General features: G+C 67.9%; 29 protein-coding genes and 1 riboswitch. Of the genes, 16 read left to right on the top strand and 13 right to left on the bottom strand.

Annotation, left to right across the window (positions count from 1 at the left end; all coding sequences use genetic code 11):
• Positions 1-113: 113 nt before the first annotated feature.
• Positions 114-617, bottom strand: a complete 504-nt coding sequence (locus AC5Y7D_RS15675) for a serine/threonine protein kinase (protein ID WP_499925502.1) — start codon at positions 615-617, stop codon at positions 114-116.
• 410 nt (positions 618-1,027) lie between these two features.
• Between AC5Y7D_RS15675 and AC5Y7D_RS15670 the strand changes: the two genes are divergently transcribed.
• From AC5Y7D_RS15670 to AC5Y7D_RS15645, 6 genes are all read left to right on the top strand, one after another.
• Positions 1,028-1,366 carry a CD225/dispanin family protein gene (locus AC5Y7D_RS15670; RefSeq protein ID WP_499925500.1) on the top strand — a complete coding sequence of 113 codons (339 nt, stop codon included), beginning with the start codon at positions 1,028-1,030 and terminating at the stop codon, positions 1,364-1,366.
• Positions 1,367-1,370: 4 nt separating this feature from the next.
• Complete coding sequence (locus AC5Y7D_RS15665) at positions 1,371-1,808, top strand: DUF2752 domain-containing protein (protein ID WP_499925498.1); 438 nt, start codon at positions 1,371-1,373, stop codon at positions 1,806-1,808.
• Between the two features lie 78 nt (positions 1,809-1,886).
• The gene (locus AC5Y7D_RS15660; protein ID WP_499925496.1) at positions 1,887-3,389 is read left to right on the top strand and encodes a M28 family metallopeptidase; all 1,503 of its coding nucleotides are present in this window, start codon (positions 1,887-1,889) and stop codon (positions 3,387-3,389) included.
• Positions 3,386-4,864 carry a M28 family peptidase gene (locus AC5Y7D_RS15655; protein ID WP_499925495.1) on the top strand — a complete coding sequence of 493 codons (1,479 nt, stop codon included), beginning with the start codon at positions 3,386-3,388 and terminating at the stop codon, positions 4,862-4,864. The genes AC5Y7D_RS15660 and AC5Y7D_RS15655 overlap by 4 nt, the downstream gene beginning before the upstream one ends.
• An 81-nt stretch (positions 4,865-4,945) precedes the next feature.
• Positions 4,946-5,410: a DUF4190 domain-containing protein gene (locus AC5Y7D_RS15650; protein WP_499925494.1), complete on the top strand. Its 465-nt coding sequence runs from the start codon at positions 4,946-4,948 to the stop codon at positions 5,408-5,410.
• Positions 5,411-5,497: 87 nt separating this feature from the next.
• Positions 5,498-6,961 carry a neutral zinc metallopeptidase gene (locus AC5Y7D_RS15645; protein WP_499925492.1) on the top strand — a complete coding sequence of 488 codons (1,464 nt, stop codon included), beginning with the start codon at positions 5,498-5,500 and terminating at the stop codon, positions 6,959-6,961.
• On the opposite strand, the gene AC5Y7D_RS15640 is transcribed toward AC5Y7D_RS15645, so the two are convergent.
• The 3 genes from AC5Y7D_RS15640 to thiC all read right to left on the bottom strand — a co-directional run bounded on the left by AC5Y7D_RS15640 (position 6,949) and on the right by thiC (position 10,067).
• The gene (locus AC5Y7D_RS15640) at positions 6,949-7,584 is read right to left on the bottom strand and encodes an alpha/beta hydrolase family protein (RefSeq protein WP_499925490.1); all 636 of its coding nucleotides are present in this window, start codon (positions 7,582-7,584) and stop codon (positions 6,949-6,951) included. The two genes, AC5Y7D_RS15645 and AC5Y7D_RS15640, sit on opposite strands and share 13 nt — an antisense overlap.
• Positions 7,581-8,411: a bifunctional hydroxymethylpyrimidine kinase/phosphomethylpyrimidine kinase gene (thiD, locus tag AC5Y7D_RS15635; RefSeq protein ID WP_499925486.1), complete on the bottom strand. Its 831-nt coding sequence runs from the start codon at positions 8,409-8,411 to the stop codon at positions 7,581-7,583. The genes AC5Y7D_RS15640 and thiD overlap by 4 nt, the downstream gene beginning before the upstream one ends.
• Positions 8,412-8,423: 12 nt before the next feature.
• Positions 8,424-10,067 carry a phosphomethylpyrimidine synthase ThiC gene (gene thiC / locus AC5Y7D_RS15630; RefSeq protein ID WP_499925483.1) on the bottom strand — a complete coding sequence of 548 codons (1,644 nt, stop codon included), beginning with the start codon at positions 10,065-10,067 and terminating at the stop codon, positions 8,424-8,426.
• Positions 10,058-10,167, bottom strand: a riboswitch (TPP riboswitch). Its footprint overlaps the gene before it by 10 nt.
• Positions 10,168-10,408: 241 nt before the next feature.
• Here thiC and AC5Y7D_RS15625 point away from each other — a divergent pair.
• The 3 genes from AC5Y7D_RS15625 to AC5Y7D_RS15615 all read left to right on the top strand — a co-directional run bounded on the left by AC5Y7D_RS15625 (position 10,409) and on the right by AC5Y7D_RS15615 (position 13,707).
• The gene (locus AC5Y7D_RS15625; RefSeq protein ID WP_499925481.1) at positions 10,409-11,086 is read left to right on the top strand and encodes a PAS and ANTAR domain-containing protein; all 678 of its coding nucleotides are present in this window, start codon (positions 10,409-10,411) and stop codon (positions 11,084-11,086) included.
• 108 nt (positions 11,087-11,194) lie between these two features.
• The gene (locus AC5Y7D_RS15620; RefSeq protein WP_499925480.1) at positions 11,195-11,545 is read left to right on the top strand and encodes an STAS domain-containing protein; all 351 of its coding nucleotides are present in this window, start codon (positions 11,195-11,197) and stop codon (positions 11,543-11,545) included.
• Positions 11,542-13,707 carry a SpoIIE family protein phosphatase gene (locus tag AC5Y7D_RS15615; RefSeq protein WP_499925478.1) on the top strand — a complete coding sequence of 722 codons (2,166 nt, stop codon included), beginning with the start codon at positions 11,542-11,544 and terminating at the stop codon, positions 13,705-13,707. The genes AC5Y7D_RS15620 and AC5Y7D_RS15615 overlap by 4 nt, the downstream gene beginning before the upstream one ends.
• On the opposite strand, the gene AC5Y7D_RS15610 is transcribed toward AC5Y7D_RS15615, so the two are convergent.
• Positions 13,704-13,985 (bottom strand): hypothetical protein, encoded by a 282-nt coding sequence (locus AC5Y7D_RS15610; protein ID WP_499925475.1) that lies wholly within the window; start codon positions 13,983-13,985, stop codon positions 13,704-13,706. The two genes, AC5Y7D_RS15615 and AC5Y7D_RS15610, sit on opposite strands and share 4 nt — an antisense overlap.
• Positions 13,986-14,045: 60 nt before the next feature.
• Between AC5Y7D_RS15610 and AC5Y7D_RS15605 the strand changes: the two genes are divergently transcribed.
• Positions 14,046-14,228, top strand: a complete 183-nt coding sequence (locus AC5Y7D_RS15605) for an Rv1535 domain-containing protein (RefSeq protein WP_499925473.1) — start codon at positions 14,046-14,048, stop codon at positions 14,226-14,228.
• Between the two features lie 29 nt (positions 14,229-14,257).
• On the opposite strand, the gene AC5Y7D_RS15600 is transcribed toward AC5Y7D_RS15605, so the two are convergent.
• The 4 genes from AC5Y7D_RS15600 to AC5Y7D_RS15585 form a co-directional block, all read right to left on the bottom strand.
• Positions 14,258-14,698: a hypothetical protein gene (locus AC5Y7D_RS15600; RefSeq protein WP_499925471.1), complete on the bottom strand. Its 441-nt coding sequence runs from the start codon at positions 14,696-14,698 to the stop codon at positions 14,258-14,260.
• Between the two features lie 65 nt (positions 14,699-14,763).
• Positions 14,764-15,570, bottom strand: coding sequence for an exodeoxyribonuclease III (locus AC5Y7D_RS15595; protein WP_499925653.1), 807 nt, complete (start codon positions 15,568-15,570; stop codon positions 14,764-14,766).
• Positions 15,571-15,635: 65 nt separating this feature from the next.
• Complete coding sequence (locus tag AC5Y7D_RS15590) at positions 15,636-16,367, bottom strand: GNAT family N-acetyltransferase, cg3035/Rv0428c family (protein WP_499925469.1); 732 nt, start codon at positions 16,365-16,367, stop codon at positions 15,636-15,638.
• Complete coding sequence (locus AC5Y7D_RS15585) at positions 16,367-16,963, bottom strand: peptide deformylase (protein ID WP_499925466.1); 597 nt, start codon at positions 16,961-16,963, stop codon at positions 16,367-16,369. The genes AC5Y7D_RS15590 and AC5Y7D_RS15585 overlap by 1 nt, the downstream gene beginning before the upstream one ends.
• Before the next feature lie 284 nt (positions 16,964-17,247).
• On the opposite strand from AC5Y7D_RS15585, the gene napA reads away from it, so the two are divergent.
• The 4 genes from napA to AC5Y7D_RS15565 are packed head-to-tail and all read left to right on the top strand — an operon-like array spanning position 17,248 to position 19,986.
• Positions 17,248-17,556 carry a nucleoid-associated protein NapA gene (gene napA / locus AC5Y7D_RS15580; protein ID WP_499925463.1) on the top strand — a complete coding sequence of 103 codons (309 nt, stop codon included), beginning with the start codon at positions 17,248-17,250 and terminating at the stop codon, positions 17,554-17,556.
• Between the two features lie 31 nt (positions 17,557-17,587).
• Complete coding sequence (locus AC5Y7D_RS15575; RefSeq protein ID WP_499925461.1) at positions 17,588-18,061, top strand: LytR C-terminal domain-containing protein; 474 nt, start codon at positions 17,588-17,590, stop codon at positions 18,059-18,061.
• A 49-nt stretch (positions 18,062-18,110) separates the two neighbouring features.
• The gene (gene sodC, locus AC5Y7D_RS15570) at positions 18,111-18,830 is read left to right on the top strand and encodes a superoxide dismutase[Cu-Zn] (protein ID WP_499925459.1); all 720 of its coding nucleotides are present in this window, start codon (positions 18,111-18,113) and stop codon (positions 18,828-18,830) included.
• A gap of 25 nt (positions 18,831-18,855) precedes the next feature.
• Positions 18,856-19,986 (top strand): glutamate--cysteine ligase, encoded by a 1,131-nt coding sequence (locus AC5Y7D_RS15565; protein WP_499925651.1) that lies wholly within the window; start codon positions 18,856-18,858, stop codon positions 19,984-19,986.
• Here AC5Y7D_RS15565 and AC5Y7D_RS15560 read toward each other — a convergent pair.
• Positions 19,983-20,372, bottom strand: a complete 390-nt coding sequence (locus tag AC5Y7D_RS15560; protein WP_499925457.1) for a hypothetical protein — start codon at positions 20,370-20,372, stop codon at positions 19,983-19,985. The genes AC5Y7D_RS15565 and AC5Y7D_RS15560 overlap by 4 nt on opposite strands.
• A 21-nt stretch (positions 20,373-20,393) precedes the next feature.
• Between AC5Y7D_RS15560 and AC5Y7D_RS15555 the strand changes: the two genes are divergently transcribed.
• Together AC5Y7D_RS15555 and AC5Y7D_RS15550 are read left to right on the top strand one after the other, a co-directional pair.
• Positions 20,394-20,999, top strand: a complete 606-nt coding sequence (locus tag AC5Y7D_RS15555; RefSeq protein WP_499925455.1) for a TetR/AcrR family transcriptional regulator — start codon at positions 20,394-20,396, stop codon at positions 20,997-20,999.
• Between the two features lie 5 nt (positions 21,000-21,004).
• The gene (locus tag AC5Y7D_RS15550; RefSeq protein WP_499925452.1) at positions 21,005-21,646 is read left to right on the top strand and encodes an LON peptidase substrate-binding domain-containing protein; all 642 of its coding nucleotides are present in this window, start codon (positions 21,005-21,007) and stop codon (positions 21,644-21,646) included.
• Positions 21,647-21,655: 9 nt separating this feature from the next.
• Here AC5Y7D_RS15550 and AC5Y7D_RS15545 read toward each other — a convergent pair whose 3' ends face one another.
• The 3 genes from AC5Y7D_RS15545 to AC5Y7D_RS15535 are packed head-to-tail and all read right to left on the bottom strand — an operon-like array spanning position 21,656 to position 25,375.
• Complete coding sequence (locus tag AC5Y7D_RS15545) at positions 21,656-23,815, bottom strand: AAA family ATPase (RefSeq protein ID WP_499925450.1); 2,160 nt, start codon at positions 23,813-23,815, stop codon at positions 21,656-21,658.
• Between the two features lies 1 nt (position 23,816).
• Positions 23,817-24,671: a CDP-diacylglycerol--serine O-phosphatidyltransferase gene (pssA, locus tag AC5Y7D_RS15540; protein ID WP_499925448.1), complete on the bottom strand. Its 855-nt coding sequence runs from the start codon at positions 24,669-24,671 to the stop codon at positions 23,817-23,819.
• Positions 24,668-25,375, bottom strand: a complete 708-nt coding sequence (locus AC5Y7D_RS15535; protein ID WP_499925445.1) for a phosphatidylserine decarboxylase — start codon at positions 25,373-25,375, stop codon at positions 24,668-24,670. Before AC5Y7D_RS15535 ends, pssA begins: the two co-directional genes overlap by 4 nt.
• Positions 25,376-25,424 lie beyond the last annotated feature (49 nt).

The raw sequence follows: 25,424 nt of genomic DNA, 5'->3' as shown, positions 1-25,424 counted from the left end.
GGACCGCGCAACAGCTTTGCGCGATAATTGGCGAATCGACGCCTTCTTTCCCTAACCGGTGTGTTCGAAGGCGCCGGGGTGCTGCCCGAAGTTCCTGCGGCACAGCGGATTTCTCAGCCGTTGGTGCGCCACCACTGGTAGAGCGCCTGCACGTCGGTGTTGGATCCGCGGATGTAGCTCAACACGTTCTTCGCGTCGGTGGTCCAGATGACCTCGGCGGCACCCTGGTAAGTCCCGCAGGCGACCTGACCGGCGGTGGTCCCGGCACTGCCGGTGTGCCAGGTGGTCGGTGACTGGCCGCTGTCGCCGCAGGCCGTCAGGCTCTCGTCCTTGATGCTGGCGGTGAATCCCCCGTTGAGGTCGTTGGAGTTGTTGTACAGCAGGTAAGTCGCTTTCACGGGGCCGGCAGCGTCGGCGTTCTGTCCACAGTTGATCGCGGCTGCCACTCCCGCGGGTGGCTCCTTGGCCGTGCAGTTGCTCAACGAGTAACCCTTGGAGAGCGAGGCGGCAAGGGTGTCAGTGGGATCGGCATTAGCGGTGGCGGTACCCACGCCGGCGGCGCCGCCCAACAGAGCTGCCGCCGTTGCGGTCCGCAGCACCGTTTTGAGAACAGACATCGTGGGCTCCTTAGAAAGTCGTCTGACCGACGGTGGCGGCTGCGTTGATATCGGTGAGTGTATTTCTCGCACTCTCCACAGAACAGGGCGGTAATGCCGATTGGCATCGTAGAGCTACGCCGGCACCGAATAAATCATTCCGCGGGAAATTGTCTGTGTGTGCATTAATTCCGGATGTTGCAGTGTGCTGCGGCGGCGGTTCGAGGGTCTGCAGGTGCTTCACGTAATGCATTATGCTGCACGGGTTTTTGCTGTCCCGCGGGAAGTCCGGCGGATGCCGCTGGGGGACCCGCGCCGCAGGCGTCGGAGGTGCCGAAAAGCCAATTCCAGATTGGTGATGCCCTCGCGACTGCTCTCCGGTATGGTAAGCCTCGCTTCACGCCAGCTAACTATTCTGATCTGGAGAATCAATGACACAACCACCGCCTCCCGGTTACCCGCCGCAGCAGCCGCCGGCCGGTCAGCAGCCCGACAACTACCTGGTCTGGTCGATCCTGGCGACGCTGTTCTGCTGTCTTCCGCTTGGGATCGTGGCGATCGTCAAGTCCACGCAGGTCAGTGGTTTGTGGGCGCAGGGTCAGTACGCCGAGGCGCAGGCCGCGGCTGACAGCGCCAAGAAGTTCGTGAAGTACTCGGTGATCGCCGGGGTGGTCGTGGCCGTCATTTACGGCATCCTGATTGCCGTAGGCGCGATGAACACCGATGTGAACACCGCGATGGTTGCGTTCGACCTGCTGAACCTGGGCTGATCCGATGGTGACCCGCCAAGGGTCGGTACCCGCGACACTGGGTGCGCGAATGAGCGCCCCAGTACTCGTGGCTGCAGCCTCGGCTGTGGCGTGTGCCGGCATTTGGTTGGGCGATCCGACGAGCCCCGACGGCCCGCTGCCGACCTGCCCCACCAAGACGCTACTGGGAGTCGACTGCCCCGGTTGCGGCAGCATGCGGATGCTGTACAGCCTGATGCACGGTGACATCTTGGCGGCCGCCAGGTTCAACGCCCTCGGCCTGGTGGCCGTGGGACTGCTGGTATGGGCCTACCTGGCCTGGACGTACGGCCGGGTGACCGGTCGGCGGATCAGGGGCTGGCAGCACAATCGCTGGGCGGCCGCGGTGACGCTGTCGCTGGTGGCGATCTGGTTTGTGGTGCGCAATCTGCCGTTTGCCCCATTCAGCGCGCTGTACGTCTGACAGTTGATGTGGAAGCCGCATCCGCTTGTGCGGATGCGGCTTCCACGTCTGCGGGGCGGCCCGTCTAGTCTGGGCGCAATGGTGCACAAATCGAAGACGATTCCGGCGGCGCTTGCCGTTCTTGCGCTCGTCGTTTCACTGGCGGTGGGCTGTGGGCGTGGATCGCAGCAGGCCGGGTCGAGTGGCGGCAATCAGGCCGCGGGCGAGTTCGCCAACACGCTCCGGAACAAGGTCACCGCCGATGCGATGATGGCGCACCTGACGAAGCTGCAAGATATCGCCAACGCCAACAACGGCACTCGGGCGGTGGGCACGCCCGGATACGACGCCAGCGTCGACTACGTCGTCGAAACGTTGCGCAAGAGCGGTTTTGACGTGCAGACCCCCGAGTTCTCGGCCCGGGTGTTCCACTCCGAGAAGGGTTCGGTGACGGCCGGTGACCTGACCGCGGATGCGCGTGCGCTCGAATACAGCCTCGGCACACCGGAAGGCGGGGTGACCGGACCGCTGCTGTTCGCGCCCACCGGTGAAAGCCCGGGATGCGCGGCGGCGGACTACGACAGGCTGCCGGTGCAGGGCGCGGTGGTGGTGGTGGATCGCGGCAATTGTCAATTCGCTCAGAAAGAAGACGCCGCCGCCCAGCGCGGGGCGGCGGCCCTCATCGTCGTCGACAATGTCGACGAGCAGTCGATGGGCGGCACGCTCGGGGCAAACACCGAAGTCAAGATCCCGGTGGTCAGTGTCACCAAGTCGGTCGGGTTTCAGCTGCGTTCCAAGTCCGGCCCGGCCACCATCAAACTGTCCGCGAGCACCCAAAGTTTCAAGGCCCGCAACGTCATTGCCCAAACCAAGACCGGATCGTCGTCGGACGTCGTGATGGCCGGCGCGCACCTGGACAGCGTGCCGGAGGGCCCGGGCATCAATGACAACGGCTCCGGGGTGGCGGCAATTCTTGAAACTGCTGTGCAGCTTGGCAATTCGCCACAGGTGCACAACGCGGTGCGGTTCGGCTTCTGGGGAGCCGAGGAGCTCGGGCTGATCGGTTCGCGCAACTACGTCGAGTCTCTGAACCTCGAGGGCCTCAAGAACATTGCGCTGTATTTGAACTTCGACATGCTGGCATCGCCGAATCCGGGTTACTTCACCTATGACGGCGACCAGTCCCTGCCGCTGGACGCCCGCGGCCAGCCGGTGGTTCCCGAGGGATCGGCCGGCATCGAGCGGACCTTGGCCGCCTACCTGAAGCAGGCCGGAAAAACGGCCCAGGACACCTCGTTCGACGGTCGCTCCGACTACGACGGATTCACCCTCGCGGGTATCCCGTCCGGCGGGTTGTTCTCCGGCGCCGAGGTCAAGAAGTCCGCCGAACAGGCCAAGCTGTGGGGCGGCACGGCAGATGAGCCGTTCGATCCGAACTATCACCAGAAGGGCGACAACCTCGAGCACATCGACCGCACCTCGCTGGGCATCCAGGGCGGCGGCGTCGCGTACGCGGTGGCGCTGTACGCCCAGGATCTGGGCGGACGCAACGGTGTTCCGATCATGTCGGACCGGACCAGGCACGTGCTCGTCAAGCCATGACCCGGACCTGCGCAGCCCTGCTGCTGACGATCCTGGTTGCGGCGTGCTCGGCCCCGCATTCGTCGCAGCCGCCGGCCGGCCCGGTCTCGGCACCCGACCCGGGCCGTGCGCTCGCCACGAAGGTGACGGCCGACGGCATGTTCGTGCATCTGCGTGCGCTGCAGGAGATCGCCAACACCAACAAAGGTAACCGGGCGACGGGTACCACAGGGTATGACGCGAGTGTTGACTATGTAGTGAAAGCGCTGCGGGACAAGGGTTTTGAGGTTTCGACACCCCAGTTCCAGCGTATCCGCAATGTGGCGGAGGGCAAACCGAATGTGACCGTCGGCGGGCGTAGCTTTCCCGTCGACCAGGCTTCGGTACTGGTGCGCACCCCGGCCGGCGGCCTGACCGGCCAGGTGGTGCGCCCCACCCAGCCGGCCGGCTGCGGACCGGCAGACTACCCGGCCGCTTCGCCCAAGGGTGCGATCGCCGTCGTCGACGACAGCCGCTGCTCGGTGGTCGACAAGCAGAACGCGGCGGTGGCCCGGGGCGCTGCGGCGGTGATCGTGATCAGTACACCCAGCGGCCAGGGCGCACCGCCCTCGCTGTTCAACCCTGGCTACTACAACCAGCTCACGGTGCCGGTTGCGGTGGTCGGTGCCAACGGGGCGGCCGCGCTGGGTCGGACCACCGCGCCGGTCCGGCTGGTGCTGGACGCCGAGAACGTGACGGTCACCTCGCGAAACGTGCTCGCGCAGACCAAGACCGGCTCGGCCAACGAGGTGGTGATGGTCGGCACCCATCTGGACAGCCCGGCCGACAGCCCCGGTATCAACAATGCCGGCACGGGAGTGGCCGCCGTCCTCGAGACCGCTCTTCAGCTGGGCCCGCTTCCGCCGGTATCCAACGCGGTGCGGTTCGCGTTCTGGGGCGCCGCGGAGAACGGGCTCAACGGCTCCATGGACTACGTGTTCGGGCTCGACAGCGAAGCCCTGAACAATATCGCGCTGTACCTGAACTTCGACATGCTCGGTTCGCCCAACCCGGGCTTCTTCACCGACGACGGCGACCAGTCGGGCCCGGCCGGACCGGGCGTGGCCGCGGCGGATGTGCCGGACGGTTCGGCCGGCATCGAGCGCACTCTGGCCGGTTATCTGAACCTGGCCGGCAAGCGGCCGGCCGACATGCCGTTGAACACCCGGACCGACTACCACCCGTTCCTGGTTGCCGGCGTGCCGGTGGGCGGCATGAACACCGGTGCGTCGCAGACGAAAACTGTTGTGCAAGCTAGACTTTGGGGAGGTCAGCCGGGTGCCCCGTTCGATCCCGGTTATCAGAGCGCCCGTGACACCGTCGATGCGATCAACCGGGAGGCGCTGGCGGTCATGGGTTCCGGGGTGGCTTTCGCGGTCGGCACCTACGCCCAGTCGATCGGGGGAGTCAACGGCGTCACCCCGCACGACAAACGCCACCGGACCCGGATTTCCTGAGCAGGGACGCAGTGCTGGCCGCGATGAGGCACCGGAAGTAGAGTGTGCCTCTGGCGCAACTCATCTGCGTAGGAGGTTCCAATGACGGACCAACCACCGGGCTACCCGCCGCCGCCGGGCTACTCGCCGCCACCCGGCGGCTACCCACCACCCGGGGGCTACCCCCCTCCGAGTGGGTACCCGCCGCAACAAGGCTACGGCTACTCCCAGCCGGGATACGGATATCCGGCCCCGGCGTCGGCTTCGACCAACGGCATGGCCATCGCGTCGTTGGTGTCCTCGCTGCTGGGGTGGATTTGTGGCATCGGGCCGATCCTGGGTGTGGTCTTCGGCATCCTCGCGTTGAACCAGATCAAGCAGAACGGTCAGGGCGGCCGGGGCCTGGCCCTGGCGGGGATCATCATCGGCGGGGTCGGAATCGCCTTCATGGTGATGTATCTGATCTTCATCATGATCGGCGCCGCTGCATCGATCGGCGGATCGCATGCGGCCGCGGAGTTCATCACCATTGGGCAGCAAGCTTTTTCGTACCGGGTAGCCGCTTAGTAAGCCAGCGGCGCGAACTGCTCATTAATGGCGAGGCACCCATCTAGAATGAGGTTCCCTTGATGCAGCCGGGACGGGGTTGGTGAAATGAAGTTGCGCTCGCGCAGGGTGGTCGCGTCGTCACGCGCGCTGACGGCCCTGCTGGCCGCGGTGCTGGTGGTTGCGGGCTGTACCACCATGGTCACCGGGCGGGCGGTCTCCGTCCTCAACGATCCGTTCCGGGTTGGCGGGCTGCCGGCCACCAACGGGCCCAGTGGGGCCAAGCCGAACGGGCCGGCACCTTCGGGCACCGTGCTCAATACCAACAACGGGCCCATCGACAAGTTGTCCCTGCTGTCGATCAACGACATCGAGGAGTACTGGAAGGCCAACTACACGGCGCCTCTGCAGGGTTCGTTCAAACCCGTCGACAAGTTGGTGTCCTACGACTCCAACGACCCGAACAGCCCGATCGTCTGTCGCAACGAGACCTACGAACTGGTCAACGCCTTCTTCACCTCCCGGTGCAACATGATCGCCTGGGACCGCGGCGTGTTCATGGCGGTCGCACAGAAGTACTTCGGAGACATGTCGGTAAACGGCGTGCTGGCACACGAATTCGGGCACGCGCTGCAGACCATGGCCAAACTGGTCACCAGAAAAGACCCCACCATCGTGCGCGAGCAGCAGGCCGACTGCTTTGCCGGCGTCTACCTGTACCACGTGGCCTCCGGTCAGTCGTCCCGCTTCGACATCAGCACCGCCGACGGGCTCGACCACGTGCTGGCCGGGATCATCACGACACGCGACCCGGTGATGGACGCCGACTCCCAGAACGACGACGAGCACGGTTCGGCCCTGGACCGGGTCAGCGCCTTCCAGATGGGCTTCGTCACCGGGACGCCGGCGTGCGCGGCGATCAACAAGGCCGAAGTCGAGCAGCGCCGCGGCGATCTGCCGACCGCGCTGCGGGTCGACACCACCGGAGCGCCGGAAACTGGTGAAGTGCAGATCAGCCAAGACACCCTGAACACGCTGATGGAGCTGATGGGCAAGATCTTCTCGCCGAAGAGTCCGCCCACGCTGATGTTCAAGGAGGCCGGTTGCTCGGACGCCAAGCCGAGTCCGCCCGCGTCGTACTGCCCGGCCACCAACACCATCAACGTGGACCTGCCCGCACTGGCGACGATGGGCAGGATCGCCGGCTCTAACGAACACAGCCTGCCGCAGGGGGATGACACGGCGCTGTCGATCGTGATGTCGCGTTACGCGCTCGCCGTGCAGCACGAGCGCGGGTTGGCGATGCAGAGTCCGTGGACCGCGTTGCGCACGGCGTGCCTGACCGGCATCGCGCACCGCAAGATGGCCGAAACCATCGAGCTGCCGTCGGGCAATTCGCTGGTACTGACGGCCGGCGACCTCGACGAAGCCGTGGCCGGACTGCTGACCAACCACATGGTCGCCAGCGACGCCGACGGCATCAGTGTGCCGGCCGGATTCACCCGGATAGCCGCCTTCCGCTCCGGCGTGCTCGGCGAGATGAACGGGTGCTACTCGCGCTACCCGGGCTGACCGAGCTGGCCCGCGCAGCGCAAAGCCGCAGACACGGCCAGCGCCGCGACGTCGAGGCTCTTCGAGCCGAGATCGTGGCGCGCGCCGGTGATCTCCACAATTTCGGTGGGCGCGGGAATCAGCATCGCGGCGTCGCGCAGTTCGGTGATGGTGCCGAACGGGTCGGACGTGCCGTGGGTGAACACGGTCGGCACGCTGATGCGAGGCAGGTGCTCGGTGCGGGCGCGTTCCGGCTTGCCCGGCGGATGGACCGGGTAGGAAAACAGCGTCAGAACGTCAACAGGGACGTCCCGGTCGGCCACCACCATCGAGGTCTGACGGCCGCCGTAGGAATGCCCGCCGGCGATCAGCGGCCCGTCGGCAAGCTCACGGCATACTCCGATCGCTTCGGCGACGCCCGCCTGGTCGGCAGCGGCGGACCCCGACGGCGGGCCCTTCGGGCGCCGTCGCCGGTAGGGCAGGTTGTAGCGTACCGCCAGCCAGCCCCGGCGCGCCCACTCGTCGCAAACCCGTTGCAACAGTGCGGAATCCCGGTTGCCGCCGGCGCCGTGGGTCAGTACCGCCACGCCGTGCGGCGTGCCGTCCGGGTGGTGCGCGATGCCCGCGATGGCGTCGAGGTTCACGAGTCGAGCCGGAATAGCGGGGACACCGGGCCGTGGCCGCCGCCCAGCGGGTAGGCGGCGCGCAGACATTCGGTGACCCAACGTTTTCCGAAAGCCACCGCGTCGGGCATGTCGTATCCGTGCGCGAGCGCACACGCGACCGCTGCCGCCAGCGTGTCGCCGCCGCCGTGGTCGTTGCCGGTGGGCAGTCGCTCGGTGTCGAACTCGTAGCAGTCCGACCCGTCGTAGAGCAGATCGCAACTACGGTCCGACGATCGCAGGTGTCCTCCCTTGACCAGCGTCCAGCGCGGACCCAGCGCATGCAGGGCTTCGGCGGCCGCACGCTGGGACCGCCGGTCGGTGACATCGACACCCACCAACAGCTTCACCTCATCCAGATTGGGCGTCACCAGAGTGGCCAGCGGAAAAAGTTGACTACGAAGCGAATCCAGTGCCGATGCGGCCAATAGCCGATCGCCGTGCATGGACGCGCACACCGGATCGACGACCAGCGGCACGGTCAGGCCGAGCCGGCGCCAGGTCCGGGCCACCGTGTCGATGATGGACGCCGACGCCAGCATCCCGGTCTTGGCGGCCGCAATGCCGATGTCGGTGCTGACCGCTTCGATCTGCCCGGCCACCACGTCGTCGGGGACCTCGTGAAAACCTTTGACACCCAACGTGTTCTGAATCGTGACCGCGGTAACCGCGACGCAGGCGTGCACACCCAGCAATGCGATGGTGCGCAGGTCGGCCTGGATGCCGGCGCCGCCGCCGGAGTCCGAACCGGCGATCGTCAGCACCCGTAGCGGCGTTGTTCCCGACGGCGCCAGCGGCAGGAAAGTCACTGGGTCAGCGGGTCATTGGGTCAGTGGCAGGTACACCCGGTTGCCGTGCTCGGCGAACTCGCGGGACTTCTCCGCCATGCCGTTGGCCAGCATTGCCTCGACGTCCTCTTCGGTTTCCAGCCCGTGCTTGGCGGCGAAGTCCCGCACATCCTGGGTGATGCGCATCGAGCAGAACTTCGGCCCGCACATCGAGCAGAAGTGCGCGGTCTTGGCCGGTTCGGCGGGCAAAGTCTCGTCGTGGTACTCACGCGCGGTGTCGGGATCCAGGGACAGCGCGAACTGGTCGTTCCAGCGGAACTCGAAACGCGCCTGCGACAATGCGTTGTCACGGTCCTGCGCGTGCGGATGGCCCTTGGCCAGATCGCCGGCATGCGCGGCGATCTTGTAGGCGATCACGCCGTCCTTGACGTCCTTGCGGTCCGGCAGTCCCAGGTGCTCCTTCGGGGTGACGTAGCACAGCATCGCGGTGCCGGCCTGGGCGATGATGGCCGCGCCGATCGCCGACGTGATGTGGTCGTAGGCCGGCGCGATGTCGGTGGTCAGCGGGCCGAGGGTATAGAAGGGAGCCTCCTCACACAGCTCTTCTTCCAGTCGCACGTTCTCGACGATCTTGTGCATCGGGACGTGTCCGGGTCCCTCGATCATCACCTGCACGCCATGGGCTTTCGCGGTCTTGGTCAGCTCACCGAGGGTGCGCAGCTCGGCGAACTGCGCGGCGTCATTGGCGTCGGCGATAGAGCCCGGGCGCAGTCCGTCGCCCAGGGAGAAGGTGACGTCGTACCGGGCCAGGATGTCGCACAGTTCTTCGAAGTTGTTGTACAGGAACGACTCCCGGTGATGCGCCAGGCACCAGGCGGCCATGATGGAGCCGCCGCGCGACACGATGCCGGTGACCCGCTTGGCGGTCAGCGGGACGTAGCGCAGCAACACTCCGGCGTGCACGGTCATGTAGTCCACGCCCTGCTCGCACTGCTCGATCACCGTGTCCCGGTAGAGCTCCCAGGTGAGTTCGGTCGGGTCGCCGTTGACCTTTTCGAGCGCCTGATAGATCGGGACGGTGCCGACCGGTACAGGAGAGTTGCGCAGGATCCATTCGCGGGTTTCGTGGATGTTCTTGCCCGTCGACAGGTCCATGATGGTGTCCGCGCCCCAGCGGGTGGCCCAGACCATCTTGTCGACCTCCTCGGCGATCGACGAGGTGACGGCCGAGTTGCCGATGTTGGCATTGACTTTGACCGCGAAGGCCTTGCCGATGATCATCGGCTCGCTTTCAGGGTGGTTGTGGTTGGCCGGGATGACGGCACGGCCGCGCGCGACCTCGTCGCGCACCAGTTCGGCGGGCAGGCCTTCGCGCGCGGCGATGAACGCCATCTCCGCGGTGATCTCCCCGGCCCGGGCGCGCTGCAGCTGGGTGCCGCGGTCGCGGACCACGCCCGGCCGCGGCGGCAGGCCGGCGGCCAGGTCGATGACGGCCTCGGAGTCGGTGTAGGGCCCGGAGGTGTCGTAGAGGTCGAAATGTTCACCGGTGGACAGGTGCACCCTGCGGAACGGGACGCGCATGCCGGCGAATCCGTCAGCATCGCGGTAAACCTTGCTGCTGCCCGCAATGGGGCCGGTGGTGACGGACGGTGCTGACGGTTTGACGGTCACAGTCATCTCTAACTCCCTACGCCGGCATTACCCGGTCAGGTTCGTACGGTCGACGGCCCCAGCCGTCCTCTCAGCGCATAAGGGTTGCGCTCCCGCGTGATTAATTGGGCTTGCCCGGTTTCCCGGGCACCCCCCACGCTAACCCACGGCGGGGCCGATGTCAGGGTGCTCGCCGGGTGGGCTTGTCGCGCCGGGCCCGGCCGTGCGAGCCAAGGCTGGCAGCGGCCACCCGTCCAGGGGGCGCAGATTCCGGTGCGGTCGTGAAACGCGCAGGTCAAAACGCTGCGAGCGGGCGGCGGTCGGTAGACGAAGTAGCCGTCACCGGTGCGTAATGGGATGATGCCGATATGCAGAGCGAGGGTGGTGAGCAGTCGATCAGTCCCACGCTGCCCGCCGGCGCCAGGCCCTATCTGAACGTCGGCAGCTTTCGCTTCTGGTTCGTCGGACAACGCTGGGAATGGTCCGACGAAGTGGCCCGGATGCACGGCTATGAGCCCGGCTCCGTGGAGCCCACGACCAAACTGCTGATGTCGCACAAGCATCCGGACGACCGCGCCCACGTGCAGGATCTGCTGGACTACGCCTTGCAGTCGGGGGCGCCGTTCTCGAGCCGGCACCGGTTCATCGACACCGGCGGCACCGTGCACGACGCGATCGTGGTGGCCGACCGCATGCTCGACGAGAACGGTGCCGTGTTGGGCACCGCGGGCCACTACATCGACCTCACCGACAGCTTCGACGAGGCGCGCCAGGAGGTGCTCGACGAAGCGCTGCCGGACCTGTTCGAGAGCCGCGCGGCAATCGAGCAGGCGAAGGGTGTGCTGATGTACGTGTACCGGGTGAGTGCCCGACAGGCGTTTCGCGTTCTGCAGTGGCGGTCCCAGGAAACCAACACCAAGCTGCGCGAGCTGGCCAGGCAGCTGCTCGAGGACGTCGGTTCGCTGGACAGCCCGTCGGCCACGGTGCAGAGCCAGTTCGACCATCTGTTGCTGACGGCGCACGAGCGCATCCCCGAGGAGTCCTGAGGCCGATTCGGCGTTAAGCTGCACGTATCTGGGACGGGTCAGGTAGCGGATTCGGGCATCCGCACCTCAGCCACCGGCCGAAATTTGACGGATTTAGGCGGGTAAGCAATGGAGTTGCTGGAGGTCGGGTATGAGACGGGCGAGGAGGCGGTAGTCGTGCTCGTCAACGGCGATGTCGATTCCAGCACCGCAGACCAGCTGCGCGATCAGCTGAATACGGCGCTCGACGTCGCCGTGACACACCCGTCGCGGCTGGTGATCGTCGATCTTCAGGCGGTGAACTTCTTCGGCAGCGCCGGTCTGAACGCATTGCTCGACTGTCACGAGGCAGGCCAGGCGGCGGGAACGGCGGTCCGGCTGGTGGCCGACCACCCGCAGGTGTTGCAGCCGATCAGGGTGACCGAGTTGGACCGAATCTTCGATATCCACCCGACCATGTCGGACGCGCTGAAACGATGAACTCCCCTGCGCTGCCGGCTGACCTCACATTTGCGGTCAAGCTCGGCGGCGAGATGGGACAGCGGTTCGCCGGATTGGATTGGGCGGCGCATCCGCTCGGCCCGCCGCGGCACTGGGCGCCCGAGCTGCGCACGACGGTAGCGCACATGCTTGCGTCGGGGGCCCCGCTGATCGTGCTGTTGGGCGCACCCGAGCTGTTCGTATGGCACAACGACGCTTACCTTGCCCTGCTGGGGGACAGGCAACCGGACGCTATCGGCCGGACGGCCCGTCAGGTGTGGTGGGAGGTCTGGGACCGGGTTGGCCCGATGCTGGCCGGCGTCGTGTCGACCGGCGTCGCGACCTGGTCTGACGACTTGATGCTTCCGGTGGCACCCGACCCGGCGCACAACCGGTACTTCACCTTCGCGGTCAGTCCGGTGCTGGGCGGCGATGGCACGGTCACCGCGGTAACGGCGTCCGTCACCGACGTCACCGACGGGGCACTGGGCGAGTTCGACCTCTTGTCGTCGCGGCCGCGCCCGGCGGCCGGGGCGCCCGCCGAGCGGTCCGCCGGCCTGGTGCAATTGGACGCCGCGGTCCAGCAGGCCGACTCCGTCGCCGGTCTCCTCGACGCGGTGTTGAGCTCGCCGGTCGGCTCTGCCGACGCCGCTGCCGCCGCGATCGGTGTCGTCGTCGACGGCGAGGAGTACGTGCAGTTCGAATTCGCCGGATCGCTGCCCGCCGAATTGCGCGACCGCTACCACGTGGCGAGGTTGGACAGCCCGCTGGTAGGGGTCGACGTGATCGGGTCGGGCCGGCCGATGGTCGTCCCCGATACCCTCGAGCTTCCCGTGCGCTATGACCACGCCGTGCACGACACCGCCGCCAGCGTCCGCGCCTGCGTGGCGCACCCGTTGCGCGCGGGCAGCGGTCGCGTCGTCGGTGCGCTGATCCTGCTGTGGCCGCAACCGCGGCGATTTTCCGGCACCGAGCTCGAGATGTTCACCTGCACAGCCGATATCACGCAGTCGGCCCTGGACCGGATCAGGCTTGCGACACGTGAACACCGAATGGCCGTCGACTTCCAGGAGCACCTGCTGGACCTCGATCGCGGGTCGACCGCCGCGGTCGTTGCAGCGCTCTACCAGCCGGCCGGTGAGGTCATGCGGGTGGGCGGTGACTGGTATTCGGCGACCAAGCTCGACGATCCCGACCGCGTCGGGGTATCGGTGGGCGACGTGGTGGGCCACGGTCTGCCCGCGGCGATCGTGATGAGCAGGTTGCGGGCGGCGGTCACCGTGTCGGCGTTGACGGCCCCCGATCCGCCCCTGGTGCTCGGCGCCCTGGACAAATACGCGCTCACGGTCACCGGTGCGCACGGCGCGACGGTCGCCTACGCCGTCATCGACGCCGGCGGGGAACCGGCCTGCATCAGCTACCTGTGTGCCGGGCATCCATATCCGTTACTGGTGCTTCCGGAGCAGGGTCCGGTCTGCCTGGAAGCGGGGCGGCGCCCCCCGGTCGCGACCAGGGCCGGCGACGAGGCGCCGGCCGCCGCGACCGCCGAACTGCCGCCGGGCACCCTGGTGCTGCTGTACACCGACGGGCTGATCGAACGGGCCGGCGAATCGCTGGACGCCGGATTCGACCGGCTGAAGGCCGCCGCCGCCGATTGCGCCGACCTTCCCGTCGAATCGGTGTGTGCCGAGCTGCTGCACCGGTTGAGGCCGCCGGGCGGCTACCGCGACGACGCGGTCGTGCTTGCGCTGCGTCCCCGTCACGCGGCAAGGCGCAGCTTTGCCGTGGTCGTGCCGGCCGGTGCGCATCACGTTCCCGCGGCGCGCACCAGGCTGCGGGATTGGCTGAAAACGACGGCCATCGGGCGGGAAGAGGACATTCTGCTGGCGGTGGGCGAAGCCGTCACCAACGCGATCGAGCACGGCAGCGGCGGCCAGCCCGACAAGACGGTCTCTATCGAGGCGTTCCTGCGGCAAGACGCGGTGTCGATCACCGTCAGCGACTCCGGCCGCTGGGCCGGCGACTCGTCGGCCAGCCGGCGCAGCCGACGCCGTGGTCGGGGGCTCACCCTGATCAGCGGACTGGCCGACTACGTAGACACCGTGCGCACACCCGGGGGAACCCGGGTGACCCTACGTTTCGACCACGCGGCCGGTGCCTAGTCGACTTCTTCCAGCGCCTCGCCGATCTCCTCGAGGATCTGGCTGTGATGGTTGCTGGCCAACAGGTGTCCGGTGCCGATCACCAGGGCCACCGGCCAGTCGATCAGTTCGAACGCCGCCAAGGCGGCCAGCCCGCCGAAATAGGCCAGCTGCTCGGGTGGGGGAACGGTTACCCGTCCCACGATCGGCAGGTTCACCGCAAAGGTGTGTCCTGCGCGAATCTTCTCCACCGCCTCGCGTTGCGGCGTGTGCCGGCGCTCTTTCTTTTCCGCCATCATTTGCCTTTCGGTAATGAAGGATTTGCCGTCCTGCCGGTTGGCAGGGTCACCGTCGGAGCTATGACGACGACAGAACACCCGACCGAACCGTTAGCTTCGTCGTTCGCAATGTTGCTGAGGGGGCCCCTGACCGAACTTTATGCCCTGCTGTGGCGCGCTGGCGTGCTGGAGGTGGTGACGACCAAGCGGCGACAGTCGGAGTCGGAGCCCACTCCACCGGCATACCGCAGTGCAACGGGTTGATTATCCGGATCGGCTGAATCGACGCCTCGTCAGTTGGTGCTGCGCAGGTCGCCGGTGCCGGCCCTGCGGCCCGTCGTCTTCTTTGCGGCGGCCTTGACGGGCGACTTCCTCGGCGCCGGCTCGTCGGGTACCGGGGCAAGCTTGGCCTTGGCCGGCTGCACGGGTTGCACCGGCGGCTCGGGTTTTTGGCTCAGCCTGCGCAGCAGGAGGGCGCCGCCGCCGACGGCCAACAGGATCGGCCATTCCACCAAACCCGCCGCACCGATCGCGCCGATGGCCAGCGCGGCCGCCGGTGTCGACTTACTGCCGGTGCTGATCCCTTGCTGGATACCCTCGGCGGCGCCTTTGACGCCGCCCACGATGCCGTTGACGGCCGCCCCGCCGACGGCCCCGGCGGCCGACGTTGTCGCGGTCGCAGCGCGACTCACTGTTCGACCCATACTCCGCACTGCTCGATCGACGACGCCCATGATGACTCCTGGCCTAGGTTTTTCTCTGCTTTGTATACCCCGATGCCGTCCACATGACCAGACATTCACCCGGCCCGCAGATCGACGATGACCGGCGCGTGATCGCTGGGCGCTTTGCCCTTACGTTCCTCCCGGACGATCTGCGCGTTCACCACCCGGGCGGCCAACGCCGGTGAGCCGAGGATGAAGTCGATCCGCATGCCCTGCCTCTTCGGAAAGCGCAGCTGGGTGTAATCCCAGTAGGTGTATACGCCCGGGCCCGGTGTGAAAGGCCTTACCACGTCAGTGAATTGGGCGTTCACGATAGCGTCGAACGCCTGCCGCTCCGGGCCGGAGACGTGCGTGCAGCCCTGGTAGAACTCGGTGCTCCAGACGTCCTCGTCGGTGGGCGCGATATTCCAGTCCCCCATCAGTGCGATCGGCGCTGACGGATCCGCCTGTAGCCAGCCTTCGGCCGTGTTACGAAGCGCGGCAAGCCAATCCAGCTTGTAGGTGTAATGCGGGTCATCCAGTGCGCGGCCGTTGGGCACATACAGGCTCCACACCCGCACACCCCGACAGGTGGCGCCCAGCGCACGCGCCTCGGACCCGGCGGCGACATCGGCCTTGCCGCTCCAGCTCGGTTGCCCGTCGAAACCGACCTGCACGTCGTCCAGGCCGACGCGCGAGGCGATCGCGACGCCGTTCCACTGGTTGAAACCGACGTGCGCCACTTCGTAACCGCGTTCGATCAATGGCAGAGCGGGGAATTGGGTGTCCGAGCACTTGGTCTCCTGCATGGCCAGCACGTCCACCTCGGCCCGATCGAGCCAGTCGACCACGCGGTCCAGTCGGGTGCGGATCGAGTTCACGTTCCAGGTGGCCAGCCGCAGCAGCGGACCGTCGCCGCCCTCAACAGTGCCCTCGGGCATAGGTCGTCTCCCATCTCATCCGAACATCACGCGCGGAAGTAGCGGCGGCGGTGGTGCAGCCGGAAGCCCAGTGACTGAGCCGGTGCGGTGGAGCCGGTATCCGGGATGCACAGGTATGCCCGCGTCGCACCGCGCCCGGCGCCCCATGCCAACAGATTCTCCCAGTCCTGGACGGAGCGTTCGGCCGGCAGGGCCAGCCAGCGGGTGCCGTCGGGCGCCTCGGTCACGAGGCCACCCGCTGCGCCCCCGCCGGGGCCGTGCGGCGCAATCCCTATGTCTCGCATCAGAACTTGCTCGACGCTCGCACAGGCCAGACCGGGCGGTGTTGCCAGCAGCCGGTCCGGGATGGCCAGTCGCGTTGCCACCCCGCGGTCGGCATACCAGTCGACGATTGCCGGGATGGTGCCCGCTTGCGCCGAAATATGAAGCGGGACAGCTATATTGGCGTCCGGATCGGCACCGTGGCGGCGCAGCAGCCAGCCGCTCAGCCAGCTCTGCTCGGTTCCGGGCGAGGCGGCAGCGGCGGCGTATTCGAGATTTCGGATGTCGGCGGTGCGTACCGGCGTATGGGTGAGAATTCGCAGCGCCGTCACGTCCGCCGGGGCCACCTCGACCACCGCACCGGACTTCGTCTTTATGCGCACCGTCGGGTCGGTCGCCAGCAGGTGGCCCACCGCGTCGGTCAGCGGCGGTACCGACCCGGGCGGCCGCCGGTAGCGCAGCGTCACCCTCGTGCCGAGGGCCGGCCAGGCGACCATCAGTGACCGAACGGGTCGGGTCCCTCGCCCGGCAGCCAGGACAGGCCGGGAACGCCCCAGCCGTGCGACTTGATCGCCCGTTTGGCGGCCCGGGCGTGCCGGCCGATCAGGCAGTCCACATACAGAAAGCCGTCAAGGTGCCCGGTCTCGTGTTGCAGCATGCGGGCGAACAGACCGGTGCCCTCGATGGAGACCGGCTTTCCCTCGCCGTCCAGCCCGGTCACCCGTGCCCAGTCGGCGCGACCGGTGGGGAAGGACTCGCCGGGCACCGACAGGCAGCCTTCGTCGTCGTCATGGCCGGCGGACGGCATGGTTTCGGGGATTTCAGAGGTTTCCAGCACCGGATTGACGACGACCCCGCGGCGGCGGTTGGTCAGCCCGCGGTCGTCGGAACAGTCGTAGACGAACACCCGCAGCCCGTAACCGATCTGGTTGGCGGCCAGCCCCACGCCGTGGGCGGCGTCCATGGTGTCGTACATGTCCTTGATCAGCCCGGGCAGATCGGCCGGAAGCGATCCGTCCTCACCCACCGGGATCGGCGTCGTCGGAGTGTGCAAGACGGGATCGCCCACGATGCGGATGGGTACGACTGCCATGGTCGGCTAGCTTAAGGCTTGCCGACGCCGCGAACTCTGAGCGGCCCGGGACGGGCCGCGGGGCAAGTGTGACCAATCCGACGGAAGCCGCGCGCCGGGCGCGCCTGCCAGGCATCCTGCACCGCGCCCGGGCCGTACGCTGCGCAGCAACTCGGCCGACTCGCGGGTCCGGTTTCCGGCCCGGCCGATGCCGGCGTGTTTCAATAATCGCCGGAGAATGCCCCCAAGTTGGTCAGGTCATTCGAGTCGTCGAGTATTCGCCGGAAGGGTCCAGGGGAAGCGATATGGACAGCGCCATGGCGCGGGCACATCGATCGGGGGACAACTCTGAGATCGCCGACGGGCTGACCCGTCGCGAGCACGACATCCTGGCCTTCGAACGTCAGTGGTGGAAGTTCGCCGGCGTGAAGGAGGACGCCATCAAGGAGCTGTTCTCGATGTCGGCCACGCGCTACTACCAGGTGCTCAATGCGCTCGTCGACCGGCCCGAGGCGTTGGCGGCCGACCCCATGCTGGTGAAGCGTCTGCGCCGGCTGCGCGCCAGCCGGCAGAAGGCCCGGGCCGCGCGTCGGCTCGGCTTCGAGGTGACCTGACGCCCCCGCCCGAAGCGCTAGTGTGGGCTCGATGAACGAGCGCGTACCGGACTCTTCCGGGCTTCCCCTGCGGGCCATGGTGATGGTGCTGTTGTTCCTGGGCGTCATTTTTCTGCTGCTCGGCTGGCAGGCCCTGGACTCTGCCGGAAAGTCCGACGACGACGCGTCGCCGGTCACCACCGTGTCCAGCGCCACGGCACCGGCATCGTCGAGCGGCGCCAAACCCGCCGCGGCGAATGAGGCCGAGGTGCGGGTGTACAACATCTCGTCCAGGGAAGGCATCGCCAAGTCCACTGCCGACGACCTCAAGGCGGCCGGTTTCAAGGTGACCGAGGTGACCAACCTCGCGGTTTCGGATGTCCCGGCTACCACGGTCTATTACGGCGACGAGGGTGAGAGGGCCACGGCGGAGGCCGTCGGCAAAAAGCTGGGAGTGCCGGTGGAAAAGCGCATCTCGGCGCTCTCCGACCAGCCGCCGGGCGTCATCGTCCTGGTGATGGGCTGAGGCTCGACCCGCTCGGTCAGTTTGGGGTCGTCACGCTAGGCTCTGCGCTATGCCTAAGCCTGCCGGAAAGAAAGTCGCAGCCGTCACCGTCACCGCCGTTGCGGCGGCCGCTTGCACCCTGGCGAGCGCGTGCTCGTCGCCTCAGCAACCCACGACGACTCCGGGTACCACCCCGTCGGTGTGGACAGGTTCTCCGGCGCCCTCGGCCTCCGGCCGTCAGGAGGCGACGCCCAGTCCGCAGGCAGGGGCGTCGGCCCAGATGCTGATGACGGTTTTGAAGGGGCCCGACGGCGCGCAGGTCGCCACCGCCAAGTTCGAGTTCACCAACGGTTACGCCACCGTCACGGTGGCGACGAGCGGCAATGGTGTGCTTTCGCCCGGCTTCCACGGCATGCACCTGCACAAGGTGGGCAAGTGTGAGCCCAATTCCGTCGCGCCCAACGGTGGGGCGCCCGGCGACTTCTTGTCGGCGGGCGGGCATCTGCAGCTGCCCGGGTCCACCGGCCACGCCAGCGGTGACCTGCCGCCGTTGCAGGTGCGCAAGGACGGTTCCGGAATGCTGGTGACCACCACGGACGCCTTCACCATGGACGACCTGACGTCCGGCAGCAAGACCGCGATCATCATTCACGCGGGCGCGGACAACTTCGCCAACATCCCCGCGGATCGGTACAAGCAGAACGACGGGACACCGGGGCCCGACGAGACGACGATGACAACCGGTGACGCCGGCAAGCGGGTGGCGTGCGGTGTCATTGGATCCGGGTAGGGGCTCGGGTAAGGACGCGGGCGGCCTGCCGGCCACCCGGGCGCGCAGCCACATCGATTTCGCCCGCTCGCCGCGGCCCACCGTCGGTGTGGAGTGGGAGTTCGCTCTCGTCGACGCCCAGACCCGCGACCTGAGCAACGAGGCGACCGCGGTCATCGCCGAGATCGGTGAAAACCCGCGCGTCCACAAGGAATTGCTGCGCAACACCGTCGAAGTCGTCAGTGGCATCTGCGAAAACGCCGCGGAGGCGATGCAGGACCTGCGCGACACCCTGGGCCCGGCCCGGCAGATCGTTCGGGACCGCGGCATGGAGTTGTTCTGTGCCGGCACCCACCCGTTCGCCCAGTGGTCGAACCAGAAGCTCACCGACGCACCGCGTTACGCCGAGCTGATCAAGCGCACCCAGTGGTGGGGCCGGCAGATGTTGATCTGGGGTGTGCACGTGCACGTCGGAATCTCGTCGGCCAACAAGGTCATGCCGATCATGTCCTCGCTGCTCAACCAGTACCCGCATCTGCTGGCGCTCTCGGCGTCGTCGCCGTGGTGGGGTGGCGAGGACACCGGCTACGCGAGCAATCGGTCGATGATGTTTCAGCAGTTGCCCACCGCCGGGCTGCCGTTCCAGTTCCAAACGTGGTCGGAGTTCGAAGGTTTCGTCTACGACCAGAAGAAGACCGGGATCATCGACCACGTCGACGAGGTCCGCTGGGACATCCGGCCGTCGCCGCACCTCGGCACGCTCGAGGTGCGCATCTGCGACGGCGTGTCCAACCTGCGGGAGCTGGGTGCGCTGGTCGCGTTGACGCACTGCCTGATCGTCGACCTGGACCGGCGGCTGGAGGCCGACCAGCCGCTGCCCACCATGCCGCCCTGGCATGTCCAGGAGAACAAGTGGCGAGCGGCCCGCTATGGGCTGGACGCGGTGATCATCCTGGACGCCGAGAGCAACGAGCGGTTGGTCACCGAGGACCTCGACGACGTGCTGAACCGGTTGGAGCCGGTCGCCAAGTCGCTCAACTGCGCCGACGAACTGGCCGCGGTGGCCGACATCCCGCGCCGCGGCGGGTCATACCAACGGCAGCGGCGGGTGGCCGAGGAACACGACGGCGACCTGCGCTCGGTCGTCGACGCGCTCGTGGCCGAACTGGACATCTAGGCGAGTGCTGCGGCCGGCGGACGGGCCGCGGCAGCGACGCGCCGGAGCATCCTGCGCACCACGATCCGGTGCCCGCCGGTGCCGATGACCAGCGCGCGATACACCCTGCCGCGCGCCCCGGGGAAGGCCGCGAATGTCAACGCGCGCAACCGCACACCGTCGGCTTCGGGATCGATCTCGAAGACCAGACGGTAGGCCGCGAACGGGTGACGGCCCTTGAGCGCGAGCCGGCGCGGTGGCGTGGCTTCCTCGAGGCTGAAGCCGAACGGGACCGTTGTCGGATCGGCGGGGTCGCGACACGTCTTGGCCAGCAGCGCCGCCCAGGCGTCGGCCGGCGAGGCGGGGATCGCGATAGCATGCTCATCGATATAGGGTAATCGTTCCATATAGAAGGAACATACTAGATCGTGGCACCTCCGCGGAAGCACCAGACCGACGTGATCCTGGACGCCGCCCGCGCCCTGGTGCTCACCGCGGGTCCGCGCGCGGCCAGCGTCGCGGCGATCGCGCAGGCCAGCGGCGCCCCGGCCGGAACCCTGTACCACCGGTTCGGCAACCGTGACGGCGTGGTGCTCGCGGCCTGGCTGCGGGCACTGGACCGGTTCCAGCAGCGTGCCCTGGCGGCCGCCCGGGATCCGGCGGCCACCGCTGACCGGCGAGCCATGGGCATGGCCGTCGCGGCGATCACTTTTGCGCGCGAGCTGCCCGACGACGCGCGGCTGCTGCTGACCATCCGCCCGGCCGACCTGGTCGACGGCGAGCTCGGCGCGGCGTTTCGGGAGACGCTGGCCACGATGAACGCGCCGCTGCACGAAACCGTGGTTCAACTGGCCGAACAGCTCTACGGCAGCCGGGACCCGCGGGCTCTCGACGCGGTCAACCGCGCCGTCTCCGATCTGCCGTACGCGGTCGTGCGCCGCCACGCCCACGATGATCCGTTACCGGAGTGGCTGGAGGCCGATGTCGCCGCCGCCGCCCGGGCGGTGCTGCATAGTTATGGGGAGAAGGAGTGAGGCGGATGGAATCAATGGAAGTGGCGATGTTTCCGCTCGAGAACGCGCTGCTGCCGGGTGAGACCCTGCCGCTGCGCATTTTCGAACCGCGCTACACCGCGCTGGTCCGGGACTGCCTGGACCGGCCCGATCCGCGGTTCGGGGTGGTGCTGATCTCCCGGGGCCGCGAGGTCGGCGGGGGAGACGCCCGATGTGAAGTCGGAACCCTGTCGAGCATCACCGATTATGCGGACGCCGGCGCGGGCCGGTACGCGTTGGACTGCCGGATAGGTGATCGCATCCAGGTGCTGCAGTGGCTGCCGGACGATCCGTATCCGCGGGCCCGGGTGCGGGTGTGGCCCGACGAGCCGGGGCCGCCACTGACTCCCGCTGCGTTCCTTGACGTCGAGGACCGGGTATGGGCCCTGTTCGAGCGGATCGCCGACGTGCGTGGCGTCGACCTGCCGGATCGCGACGCGCTGCTCGACTACGGACCTGACGGCGCGGACCTGCCCACCATGCTGTATGCGTTGGCATCGCATGTTCCGATGGGCCCGGCCGACCGTTATGCCGTGCTGTCGGCTCCGTCTGCCGCCGACCGGTTGACCGCGCTGGTCGAGGCCGTGGATTCCGTTGCCGCGGTGGTGGAGTTTCAGCTGTCGGAGTGAATCATCGCGCTAGGGCGCTTCGGCGAACTGGCGCAGCGCCTGCACCTGCAGCGGGTCCAGCGACGGCCGCACCTTGTCCCGCGCGGCGGCCAGGTCGGCCGCGGTGACGTCGGCGGCGTCGATGGAGCGCCGCATCGCGGTCAGCGCGGCCTCGCGCAGCAACGCCACGCAGTCGGCGGCGCTGTACCCGTCCAGGCTGGCCGCCACCTCGTCCAGGTCGACATCGGAGCTCAGCGGAATGGATTTGCCTGCGGTGCGCAGGATTTCGCGGCGCGCCTGCGCGTCGGGCGGCTCGACGAACACCAACCGTTCCAGCCGGCCCGGGCGCAGCAGCGCCGGGTCGATCAGGTCGGGCCGGTTGGTGGCCCCCAGCACGACGACGTCCCGCAGCGGGTCGATGCCGTCCAGCTCGGTCAGCAGCGCGGCCACCACCCGGTCGGTGACTCCGGAATCGAAGCTCTGCCCACGGCGGGGCGCCAGCGCGTCCACTTCGTCGAGGAAGATCAGCGACGGCGCGGAATCGCGGGCGCGCCTGAACAATTCGCGCACAGCCTTCTCCGACGAGCCCACCCACTTGTCCATCAGCTCGGAGCCCTTGACGGAGTGCACGCTGAGCTGCCCGGTACTGGCCAAAGCGCGGACCACGAAGGTCTTGCCGCAGCCCGGCGGCCCGTAGAGCAGCACCCCGCGCGGCGGGTCCACGCCGAGCCGGGCGAAGGTGTCCGGGTGCTGCAGCGGCCACAGCACCGTTTCGGTCAGGGCCTGCTTGGCCTCCACCATGTCACCGACGTCGGCCAGGGTGACGCTGCCGACACTGACCTCCTCGCCGGCTGATCGGGACAGCGGCCTGATCACCGAGAGGGCGCCGACCAGGTCGTCCTGACTCAGCTTTGGTGGTTGACCGTCGCTGCTGGCCCGCGAGGCCGCCCGCAGCGCGGCCTCGCGCATCAGCGCCGCCAGGTCGGCGACCACGAAACCCGGTGTCCTGGCGGCGATCGCCTCCAGGTCGAGATCGGCGGTGGGCACGTTCTTCAGCAACGCCTCCAACAGCGCCTTGCGGGTACCGGCATCGGGCAACGGCAGCCCCAGTTCCCGGTCGCACAACTCGGGCGAGCGCAACCGGGCATCGATCTGGTCGGGCCGCGCCGACGTCGCGATCAACGCGACGCCGCCAGTGGCCACGGCGGTGCGCAGCTCGGTGAGGATGAGCGCGGCCACCGGCTCGGGGGTTTCGGGCAGCAAGGCATCGACATCGGTGATCAGCAGCACTCCGCCGCCATTGCTGACGTTGGCCACCGCCGTCGACACCGCCCTGAGCCGATCCTCGGCGGCCAGTGCGCCGGTGGCCGGGCCGTCCAGCTGCACCAGCCTGCGCCCGGCGCACACCGCCCGCACCAGCGTCACTTTGCCGACGCCGGCCGGCCCTGACACCAGGACGCCGAGGTTGGTGCCGGCGCCCAAACTCTTGAGCAGATGCGGTTCGTCGAGGGCCAGCTTGAGCCACTCGGTGAGCTTGGCCGCTTGCGGCTGCGCCCCCTTGAGCTCCTCGACCTGCATCTCGGGCGTGGACACGTCGACGGCCGGAATGGTGCCGGCCGTGCCAGGTACCGAGGTGCCCCAGGTGACCAGCGAGTTCGGTTGCACGCTGACCGGTCCGGCCGGGTCCACGCCGGTGACCGTCAACAGCTCCGAGGTCCAGCTGATGCCCACCGACGATGCCAGGGCACGGGTGGCCGCCGACGTCGACGTGCCCGGGCCCAGGTCGCGCGGCAGCAGTGAGACCGCGTCGCCGACCGTCATCACCTTGCCGAGCAGCGCCTGGCGCAGCGTGGCCGGCGACAACGACTGGGTGGCCAGCGTCGAACCGCTCAACGTCACGGTGCGCGCCCCGTACACGGTGACCGGACTGACGAGCACTTCGGTGCCCTCCCGCAGGCCGGCGTTGGACAGCGTGACGTCGTCCAGCAGCACGATACCGATCGGGATGTCGCCGCCGGCCATGGCCGCCACCGCGGCAGTGGTGCGTGACCCGGTGAGCGACACCGCATCCCACTCCCGGATACCCAGCGCGACGATAGTGCTCGGATGAAGGCGCACCACCCCGCGGCGCGAGTCGACTGCCGAGGTGTTCAGCCGGGCGGTGAGAGCGAGCTGATTGTGGCGTGCCACGTCACCTGCCCGGCTTGCGCAACCCGAGGCGCGCCATCGACCGCCGGTGTGGCTGGGCCCGCCTGGTCGCCCGCCGGGCGGCGCGCCGTTGCTTGTTGTCGTCCTCCCACGCCTCGGGGTGTTTGGCCAGCCATCGCTTGCTGCGCACCGCGAACGGGATGTGGCACACGTAGGAGATGATGATCACCCAGATCAGGACGTAGGGCGCCAGCACTGCCGCCGCCGCCGCGATCGCCAGCACCGCCAGCAGCGGGGCCGCCCAGTTCGGCGGTACCGCCAGGGTATGGAACTTCTTCATCGGGATCGCGCTGACCATCAGCAGCGACGTCCCGGTGATCCAGAAACCCAGGAACCAGATCGAGCTCCACCATCCCTCGCCGAACTGCAGCTGGAGGCCGATCGTCCCGATCATCGACACGGCGCCCGCGGGCGCCGGCATGCCGACGAAGTATTCCCTGGCGTAGGGCGGCAGCGTTCCGTCGTCCTGCTGGGCGTTGTACCTGGCCAGGCGCAACACGACGCACACCGCGTACAGCAATACGACCGCCCACCCGATCGGCCACTTGGACAACAGCGTCACATACACCACCAAGGCGGGCGTCACGCCGAAGTTCACCGAGTCAGCCAGCGAGTCGATCTCGGCGCCCATCCGGGACTGCGCGTCGAGGATGCGGGCCACCCGGCCGTCCAGCGCGTCAAGGATGGCGGCCACCGCGATCAGCGCCATGGCCGGTATGGGCATGTGGTCGAGCGCGAATTTGATCGAGGTGAGGCCCGCGCAGATGGACAGCACGGTCATGGCGCTGGGCAGCAGGTGCAGCGCCTCGGCGCGCCGGACCCGCGGTTTGTTGATCATGACAGCTCTGCCAGCACGGTCTCGCCGCCCAGGGTGCGCTGACCGAGGTCGACCAGGGGCCGCGTGCCCGGCGGCAGGTACGTGTCGAGTCGCGAACCGAAGCGGATCAGCCCGTAGGTTTCGCCGATGGCCAGCCGGTCGCCGACGTGGGCATTGCACACGATGCGGCGCGCCACCAGTCCGGCGATCTGGACGACGATCACCTCGGGGCCGTCAGCCGCCAGGTCCATCCGGATCCGCATGCTGTTGCGTTCGTTGGCCTCACTGGCTTCGGGCAGGTCGGCGGACAGGAAGCTGCCCGGGCGATGTTGCACGGCGATCACCTCGCCGCCCACCGGTGCCCGCTGCACGTGGACGTCCAGGATCGACAGGAAGATGCTGATGCGTGGTCTTGGTGTGTCGCCCAAGCTGAGTTCGGCCGGCGGGGCGGCCGTGTCGATGAGGCTGATCGTGCCGTCGGCGGGTGCGACGACGACACCGGCCCGGGTGGGGGGCACCCGATTGGGGTGTCGGAAGAAGCCCGCGCAGGCGCCCGCCGCCAGCAAACCCGTCCGGCGTACCCAACGGTGCCGGTAACCCGCGGCGGCCAGGGCCAGGCCGGCGCCGATGAACGGCCGCCCGCCCGGGTGAATCGGCGGAATGGTGGAGCGCACCAACTCGATCAGGTGCGCAGGACCTTCGGAAGAGCCAGGGCGTCGTGCCACGCGGGTCATCTTACGTAAGCGCCGAGGGCCGCCGTGGTTCGTTCGGCCG

This window comes from Mycobacterium sp. NGS49 (genome assembly GCF_059812565.1).
This window is presented reverse-complemented; position numbering and strand designations above follow the sequence as displayed.